Source organism: Acinetobacter sp. AL9, assembly GCF_041464035.1.
Lineage (GTDB): Bacteria > Pseudomonadota > Gammaproteobacteria > Pseudomonadales > Moraxellaceae > Acinetobacter > Acinetobacter towneri.
Window position 1 is genome coordinate 26,829 of record NZ_JAYFSK010000027.1, and the last position, 8,810, is coordinate 35,638.

Below are 8,810 nucleotides of genomic sequence, written 5' to 3' on the forward strand. Positions count from 1 at the left end.
GCGCATATAGAATTATCAAATTGTAATCTAACTGAATCATCGAACTGAATGATCCAATCGTAACAGAATCCACCACACCAACCAGTCTTTGCTATAATGCGCCTCAATCCAATTTTCAGCTAGGTTCTCCCATGTCCAAGCCTTATTTAATTGCGCCGTCTATTTTATCTGCAGATTTTGCTCGTCTAGGCGAAGAAGTGGAAAATGTACTTCAGGCAGGTGCCGATGTGGTGCATTTTGATGTGATGGATAATCACTATGTACCGAATTTAACTTTCGGCGCAGGTGTATGTAAGGCATTGAAAAAATATGGTATTACGGCACCAATTGATGTGCACTTAATGGTAAAACCTGTAGATCGAATGATTGGTGATTTTCTTGAAGCGGGTGCAGATATTATCACTTTCCATCCTGAAGCTTCAGAGCATATTGACCGTTCATTGCAACTGATTAAATCGGGTGGGGCAAAAGCGGGTTTGGTCTTTAACCCTGCTACACCGCTGCATTATTTAGATTATGTACTTGATAAAGTTGATCAGATTTTACTCATGAGTGTGAACCCTGGTTTTGGTGGGCAAAAATTCATTCCAATGACTTTAGAGAAATTACGTCAGGCACGTCAAATCATTGATGCTTCAGGTCGTGATATCCGTTTAGAAGTCGATGGTGGTGTGGGGCCTGCCAATATTCGTGAAATTGCAGAAGCGGGCGCAGATATGTTTGTTGCAGGCTCAGCAATTTTTGGCAAGCCAGACTATAAAACGGTGATTGATGAAATGCGTGCTGAATTGGCAAAAGTTGGCGCAGTCGAAGTATAAGTTTCTACAATCACAAGGTCTTAGGCTGTGGATAACTTTGTAGATAACCGTATGGATATCTATGTTGATAACACTATGGATAAGCCGATTAATTTATAAACATTTGCACATCAATTGTTTATGACTTATACAAAATAAGTATAAAAAGGATTCAATCGAATCCTTTTGTTTATTTTAAATACACTGAATTTATTGAGTATTTACTCAGTTAATTATAAAAATAAGTTGCTTAATATATAACTTGATTGTTTTAGTTGGCTTTTAAATCGCACGGATTCACTCTGTTTTTCAATGCAGAAGATATTGTGTATAAGTGGGGCTTGAATTATATTGAGTGCATTGCAGATTGTGGATTGTACTTGGCAAAAATGTTCAATTCTTGTGCAAGTTCAGGTCTGCATCTTTCATACTCAGGAATTTATTTAGTGCTGACTCAACCCTACAAACAAATGTGGTTTGTTGTCCTGATGGCATTTGTCATAGGGTGGAGTGGTATTGTTAGTGCTGCGGTAAAACCTGCACATGATTGGATGATGTCAAATCAGGCAGCAGGGTCTGAGATTCGACATTCTGCAACCGCAGCGAGTGAAATGACATCTTTACCAGATTGTCATACCACAGCTTTACAAACGTATCCTGAAACCAAGCAGCATATATCTGGGCATGATGCCAAGGCCAACCATCATCTCAGTCAGCACACATCCGCAACGGATACCGATTTAAATGCGGCAGATTGTTATGGCTCGGCTGATTTTTCTACTGCAAAGACGAATTGTCAGGACTGTGCGCAGTTGCATTGTCAAAGCTTAAACAGTGTGTTGAATGTGCAAGTCCCTGAACTGATTCAACCTATAGCACTTTCATCTGTCAATATTCTGTTGCCTGCTTATCAAGCTCAACATTTACTTGGGCATTGGCAGCAAATTTTACGTCCACCCAAAGCTTAATCCTGAATTCAAAACACTTTTACGTTTTATTTTAAGGATTAAGTCATGTCTAAATTTTATCAGCCTGCGCTGTTTTTAACAGTCTGTGCATTGTGTTCGAGTTCTGCATTTGCTGCGGTCAAGGAATATCACCTGACCATTGCAGAACAAACGGTCAATATCACGGGAAAACCTGTTCAACGTATTATAGTCAATGGACAATTTCCCGCGCCTGCACTCGAATTTGAAGAAGGCGATGAGGCGGTAATTCACGTTAATAATCAATTAAAAAATCAGGACTCATCTATTCACTGGCATGGTTTATTGTTGCCCGGTTTGATGGATGGTGTGCCTGGATTTAATGGTTTTCAAGGGATTAAGCCACAAGGACATTTTGTTTATCAATTTAAAGTACGTCAAAGTGGTACCTATTGGTATCACGCACATTCCAAAGGTCAGGAACAAGATGGTCTATACGGCTCTTTGGTGATTCATCCTAAAGCCAAGTCAGCCGTAAACGCACATGAATACACAGATCGTGATTATGTGGTGATGCTGTCAGATTTTCATGAAAAATCTAGCAATCAAATTCAGAAAGATTTAAAAATTTCAGCCGAGTTTTATCAAAATCAGCGTGAAACCTTAGGTGATGTTTGGCGTCAAGTACAGCGTGATGGGCTAAAAGCCACATGGTCAGACCGCAAAATGTGGAATCAGATGCGCATGCTGAAAACCGACCTTTCCGATGTCACAGGCTATACTTTTTTAATGAATGGCAAGACACCTGAACAGAACTGGACAGGTGTATTTAAGCCAAATGAAAAAGTGCGTTTACGTTTTATCAATGCCTCTGCCATGTCGTTTTATGATGTGCGGATTCCAAACTTAAAAATGACAGTGGTCAGTGCCGATGGTCAGCCAGTCAAACCTGTTACTGTGGATGAATTTCGTATCGGCACTGCAGAAACCTACGATGTGATTGTTGAACCTCAAGCAGCGCATTATCAAATTGAAGCGGAATCAATAGACCGCTCAGGTTTTGCTGTGGGTAGCTTGCAGAGTGAACTTCATTCTGCAACATCAAATCTACAGCTCCCTGCAGCGCGCCCGCGTGCTTTACTCACCATGCAAGATATGGGGCATGCTACAGAGCATTCAGGCGATGATCATTCCAAGATGAACCATGCAACGATGTCTGAAATGGATCACTCAAAAATGAATCATGCAGCGATGTCTGAAATGGATCATTCCAAAATGAACCATGCAGCGATGTCGGATATGGATCATTCCAAGATGAACCATGCAGCGATGTCGGAAATGGATCATTCCAAGATGAACCATGCAGCAATGTCGGAGATGGATCATTCCAAGATGAATCATGCAGCGATGTCGGAAATGGATCATTCCAAGATGAACCATGTAGCGATGTCAGAAATGGATCATTCCAAGATGAATCATGCGGTAATGTCGGAAATGGATCATTCCAAGATGAACCATGCAACAATGTCTGAAAATACGCATACACAACATGGCATGCCTTCAACAGAACACAAAAATGCGGTGGTATATGGATGGGCAAATGCTTCTACACCCGCGGGGCATAAAGCCTTGCATTATGAAGATTTGAAATCGCTGCAGCCACAAGCAGATACACGTGAACCAAGCAGTGAATTGGTCGTGCGTTTAGGCGGTACGATGGAGCGTTATATCTGGACAATCAACGGTAAGAAATTTAGTGATGCCACACCACTCAAGGTGAAATATGGTGAGCGTATTCGGATTAAATTTATCAATGACAGCATGATGGCACATCCAATGCATTTACATGGCATGTTTATGCAGTTGGAAAATGGTCAAACGGCAGCAGAAATGCCGAATAAACACACCTTAATTGTGCCGCCAGGTCAAACTGTAACTGCACTGCTTACTGCAGATGAATTAGGTGAATGGGCAATACATTGTCATTTGCTCTATCACATGAGCGCGGGAATGATGAATAAATTGATTGTAGCGCAGGTGAGTGAAAATGAACCGCTTTCAACCACAGCAATTCAAGCCACTCAAACCCCTTCAGCGACAGCGCAAAAAGGAGCAGCACATGCACAACATTAATCTTTTTGCGAAAACAGTTTTAAGTATTTCTGTCTGCTGCATCAGTACAGTTGGGCTAGCAGCGACAGAGGTGCATAGTGCACATGCCAGTTCAGCAGAGATTGCAACAATTGCAGCTCAGGCTGATACTCAATCGCATCAATCGCATCAATCGCATCAATCGCATCAATCGCATCAATCGCATCAATCGCATCAATCGCATCAATCGCATCAATCGCATCAATCGCATCAATCGTATCAATCGCATCAATCCGATTCGTCCGTGCAAGAGTCGCAGTCACACGATCATCGTAAAGAACATGGTGCGCAGGTGTACGCGGTGAGCACTTTAGATACGCAATGGCAAGTGAATGATCATGCCGAGGGAGTGCTCAAATCTAAATTACAAACTCGTATCGGAACTGATGAAAACAAGTTGTTTGTGAAAATTCATAGCGATAAGCAAGAGTCACAAGCGACTGAATATGATGCCAAGTTGTTATACAGTCGTATGATTTCAGATTTTTGGGATGTGCAAGCAGGTGTGCGTTATCGACACGAAGTGAATCAGCAAGAGCATCAAACAGACCGAGAAGATAAGTTTGACGCTGTGTTTGGCTTACATGGTTTAGCTCCATATTTTTTTGAAACCGATGCTTATTTTTATTTGGGTGAGGATCAATATGCGGCTTTGAGTTTGGAAACCACACGGGATCTGTTATTGACTCAGAAATTGATCGCACAGCCTTATTTAGATGTAGATGTTATTCTGCAGGATGATGCCAAATATGCGAAAAAAACAGGACTCAACCGCGCAGCTGTGGGTGTGGAAATGCGTTATGAAATCAGCAAGAACATCATGCCGTATATCAGTGCAGGTTATGAGTATACGAAAGGTGATCAACACACTGCTTGGCAGTCTGCAACCGATTCCGAGCAGAGCGGCTTATATGCGATAGGCTTGAGTTTCAGGTTTTAATGATTAGGGGTATTTATCAATGATTAAGTCAATGGATCGTTGCTGCTTCTAAATAGAATAGATTGTCCCTAAATACATAGGCTTGGTTTATACTGAGCCTATTGTATTTTTGGGTGTGGCGTATGTCTTCATCAACTCAAGATCCTCAATCGAATCAAGATAAAAACTTAGAAAACCAAAATCTAAACAATACTGGCTGTGGTTGTGATACGCAAAAAAATGTAAACCAGCCTTGTGCAACTGCGCCTACACACTCCAAGTCATGTGGCGATACAGGCTGTGGTTCGTCTTGCGATACAGAAAAAAGCTGTGCTGATCAAAATAGCTGTACATCTGCAACGACTGCCAAGACAGATAAAGCAACAATTTTGGATTCGGAACTTTTGAGTCCGTGGGTGAGTGCATACCATATTCCTAAAATGGATTGTGGCGCAGAAGAACAAATGGTGCGGATTGCTTTGGCAGATCATAATGATATTGCAGCCTTGTCTTTTGATTCACCTGCACGACTTTTAAAGGTTTATCACAGCAACCAATCTGCCACAGAAATTACCCATAAATTAGAAGCATTGGGTTTGGGTGCTGTGTTGCAACAGACTGAAGCCAATACACAAACTGAACTGCCTGTATCTAACAGCGCTGCACAACAAAAAGTGCTATATGCCTTGCTTGGTATTAATGCCGCTATGTTTTTGGTGGAATTAATTGCAGGTTTAATTGCATCTTCGACTGGGTTAATTGCTGACTCCTTAGATATGTTTGCCGATGCCGCCGTGTATGGTTTGGCTTTATTTGTCGTGGGTCAATCCGCCAAGAAACAGCTCAAAGCTGCACATTTGTCTGGTTGGGTACAACTGGGTTTGGCTGCACTGGTTATCTTTGATGTCCTGCGCCGTTTCTTCTTAGGCAGTGAGCCTGAATCCATGTTGATGATGGTCACTGGTGCTGTGGCATTGCTGGCAAACGTCACCTGTTTATGGCTAATTTCAGGGCATAAAGATGGTGGAACCCACATGCAAGCCAGTTATATTTTTTCCGCCAATGATGTGATTGTGAATTTAGGTGTGATTATCGCGGGCGGTTTGGTGATGCTGACAGGGTCGAATTATCCAGACCTGATTATTGGCTTAGTTGTGGCCATGTTTGTAGTGAATGGTGCGCGCAAAATTTTAAGTTTAAAATAGACGGATCATCGCTGCGCGGTGGCTTAAATTGCAACAGGAGGAACGACCTCCCTTGTTTGGGTTTTTAGAAATAGTCAAAGTGACTGAACACTCGACAAGAAAAATCTTCAGGACGGCCTGATTTCATGCTATTGAAGGAGGGCGTTATGGCCTGGATGATGTTGATATTGGCGGGTATTTTTGAAGTGGTTTGGGCATACTCCATGAAGTTGTCTGACGGCTTTAGTAAATTAACGCCCAGTATCGTGACTATCTTTTTTATGATTTTAAGTTTTGCGCTTTTGGCCTATGCCATGCGTACTTTGCCATTAGGCACGGCTTATACGATTTGGACAGGTATAGGCGCAGTCGGTTCATTTTTAGTCGGTATTTTTGTTTTAGGCGAACCTGCCAGTGCTATGCGTATGTTGGCTGCAGTTCTGATTATTTCAGGTTTGGTGCTTATGAAAATTTCATCCAGCTAACTTGGAATGCAGTCTTTTAGTGTGTGCTCAATAACAGATCGGTTTGAGTTAAAAACAGGATGACCTGATACCCAACCTGCTTGAGGAGAAAAATAATGCAATTGGCATTTACTGAAATGGACACTCCTGTAGGCGTGCTTAAATTGGTGGCTCACGATCACGCATTGGTTGCGGTAATGTGGGATAACGAAGATCATAAACGGGTACGTTTAGCCAGTTTAGTTCGACAAGATGATCATCCAATTTTGCTCAAAACTCAGCAGCAACTCCAAGAGTATTTTGCAGGTCAGCGTCAGCAATTTGATGTGCCTCTTGATTTTGAAGGCACTGAATTTCAGAAGAAAGTCTGGCAGGCGTTATTAAGCATTCCTTTTGGGGAAACTCGTAGTTATAAGCAAATTGCCGAACAAGTTGGTAGTGAGAATGCGATGCGTGCCGTAGGGGCGGCAAATGGCAAAAATCCAATTTCGATTATTGCACCGTGTCATCGGGTGGTGGGTGCAAGTGGAAAATTGGTGGGCTTTGCAGGCGGGTTGGATAATAAAGCGATTTTGTTAAAGTTAGAATCTTCAACTTCAAAAGTTTAAATGACTGAGATTCAACAACAATTTTGATCAAAATAAAATAGAGCAGGGGAAATGTTAAAAACATTATTGTTGCAGTTTTGGTGGCTTATTCTGCTTGTTGCAGGTGTAGGGCTGATCAAAATTTTCAAACCTTTTCTAAAGGGAAAGGTGGGGGAACTCGCAGTAAGTACGCATGTGAAGTTGTATTTAGATGAACGTTATATCTTGTTGAATGATGTAACTTTGCCTGATGAGTTCGCAGGAACAACTCAAATAGATCATATTTTATTGAGTCCTTTTGGGGTTTTTGTGATTGAAACAAAAAACTATAAAGGCTGGATTTTTGGTGGAGAACGCCAAAAAGTATGGACACAAAAAATTTATAAAAAGACCTACAAGTTTCAAAATCCTGTCTATCAGAACTATAAGCATATAAAAGTTTTGGAATCAGTATTGAGCGATATTGTCGAGCCTGAATATCTGCATTCTGTGATTGTATTTATGCCAGACTGTGAGTTTAAGACCTCTTTGCCCAACAATGTTTTTAAAGGCAGTGCATGGGTTGAGTATGTCAAAGGTTTTCGGCATGAAGTCATTTCACCGATGAAACTGAAACGTATTCAGCTGAGAATTGAAAAAGAACTACTTGATAAGTCTTGGAAAACCAATCGTCAACATGTCGAAAATTTGAAACAACGGCACGAACGTTAAAAAGTTGCAATGAAAAACCCTGATACAAGGTGATCAGGGTTTGAAGGAGTTGAACGATAAGCACTAAAACCTTTTCGGAATTTTCTGTCCGTTCGGTACAGGCGTTTCCGCATATTTAAGCACACCAAACAACCAAGTTTCAGCATGTTGTACCGCTTGTTTCAGTTGATCTCCCATTGCCAAGCGCCCTGCAATAAAGCTCGCCAATGAACAGCCTGAACCGTGATATTCACCTTCAAGCCGTGGACAGCGGGTTTCTGAAACCATTTCATTGTTAATATACAGTGCATTACGAATATGATCAGGGGTATCTTCATGCCCACCTTTGACCAAAACGGCCTGCGCGCCCATTGCAAATAATTTAGCTGTTGCGCGTTCTAAATCATCTTCACCCGTTAAGGCACGTAATTCCACAGTATTTGGCGTGATTAAAGTCGCCAGTGGAATCAACTCGACAAATGCCTGAACCAAAGTCGCTTGATCACCTAAAGAACCACCACTATTGGCAACCAAAACAGGGTCAAGCACATATAAATAATCAGGATGTGCACGTAAAAAATCTGCCAGCGCTGCAATATTGTCAGTGGTGCCCAACATGCCCGACTTTACAACTTTAATGGGCAAATCATTCACCACCGCATTGGCTTGCGCCAATAACAATTCTTTAGACGTTGCTTCAAAGCCAAATACTTGCTGAGAGTTTTGAATGGTCAGTGCTGTGCAGGCAATCGCTGCATGTGCACCGCTATTGCCAACGGCTTCAATATCAGCCTGTAAACCAGCGCCACCCGAAGGGTCTAAACCAGAAAAACATAGTACTGTTGGTCGCACACACATATCCTTAATTGCTTCTATTTACGTTAGTATAACCCGAATTACGGATAAGAAAAGCCCTTGAAAAAAAGGTAGTTAGAGCCATTTAGAAAGTTACGACACAACCCAAGGGCTCTAACTACCATGTACGATTTTACAGAAATTTTTTGTATTGTTGATGATTTTTTCAAAAAATTTGAACCCATCTATTGGCAATTTCTCAAGCAAGAAAACAAACGTCAACGTATCAGACAAGCA

Annotated in this window: 9 protein-coding genes and 1 pseudogene; 9 read left to right on the forward strand and 1 reads right to left on the reverse strand. The window is 41.6% G+C overall.

Annotation, left to right across the window (positions count from 1 at the left end):
- Positions 1 to 131: 131 nt before the first annotated feature.
- The 8 genes from rpe (at position 132) to ACEO2X_RS07980 (ending at position 7,739) form a co-directional block, all read left to right on the forward strand.
- Positions 132 to 818, forward strand: a complete 687-nt coding sequence (rpe, locus tag ACEO2X_RS07945; protein ID WP_371971571.1) for a ribulose-phosphate 3-epimerase — start codon at positions 132 to 134, stop codon at positions 816 to 818.
- 425 nt (positions 819 to 1,243) lie between these two features.
- Positions 1,244 to 1,765: a hypothetical protein gene (locus ACEO2X_RS07950; protein WP_225530494.1), complete on the forward strand. Its 522-nt coding sequence runs from the start codon at positions 1,244 to 1,246 to the stop codon at positions 1,763 to 1,765.
- Between the two features lie 45 nt (positions 1,766 to 1,810).
- Entirely contained in the window at positions 1,811 to 3,856 is a 2,046-nt protein-coding gene (locus tag ACEO2X_RS07955; protein ID WP_371971572.1) for a multicopper oxidase domain-containing protein, read from the forward strand.
- A complete protein-coding gene (locus ACEO2X_RS07960) occupies positions 3,843 to 4,814 on the forward strand; it encodes a copper resistance protein B (protein WP_371971573.1) in 972 nt (323 codons plus the stop codon). The genes ACEO2X_RS07955 and ACEO2X_RS07960 overlap by 14 nt, the downstream gene beginning before the upstream one ends.
- A 122-nt stretch (positions 4,815 to 4,936) precedes the next feature.
- Positions 4,937 to 5,998 (forward strand): cation transporter, encoded by a 1,062-nt coding sequence (locus ACEO2X_RS07965; protein ID WP_371971575.1) that lies wholly within the window; start codon positions 4,937 to 4,939, stop codon positions 5,996 to 5,998.
- 146 nt (positions 5,999 to 6,144) lie between these two features.
- Entirely contained in the window at positions 6,145 to 6,462 is a 318-nt protein-coding gene (gene sugE, locus ACEO2X_RS07970; RefSeq protein ID WP_004975255.1) for a quaternary ammonium compound efflux SMR transporter SugE, read from the forward strand.
- Positions 6,463 to 6,557: 95 nt separating this feature from the next.
- Positions 6,558 to 7,049, forward strand: a complete 492-nt coding sequence (locus tag ACEO2X_RS07975) for a methylated-DNA--[protein]-cysteine S-methyltransferase (RefSeq protein ID WP_004975257.1) — start codon at positions 6,558 to 6,560, stop codon at positions 7,047 to 7,049.
- Positions 7,050 to 7,100: 51 nt separating this feature from the next.
- Entirely contained in the window at positions 7,101 to 7,739 is a 639-nt protein-coding gene (locus ACEO2X_RS07980; protein WP_004975258.1) for a nuclease-related domain-containing protein, read from the forward strand.
- Positions 7,740 to 7,802: 63 nt separating this feature from the next.
- Here the strand turns inward: ACEO2X_RS07980 and ACEO2X_RS07985 are convergent, their stop codons facing one another.
- Entirely contained in the window at positions 7,803 to 8,570 is a 768-nt protein-coding gene (locus ACEO2X_RS07985) for a hydroxymethylpyrimidine/phosphomethylpyrimidine kinase (RefSeq protein WP_136144318.1), read from the reverse strand.
- Between the two features lie 126 nt (positions 8,571 to 8,696).
- Between ACEO2X_RS07985 and ACEO2X_RS07990 the strand changes: the two are divergent.
- Positions 8,697 to 8,810: pseudogene (locus ACEO2X_RS07990) on the forward strand (IS982 family transposase); the annotation flags it as partial.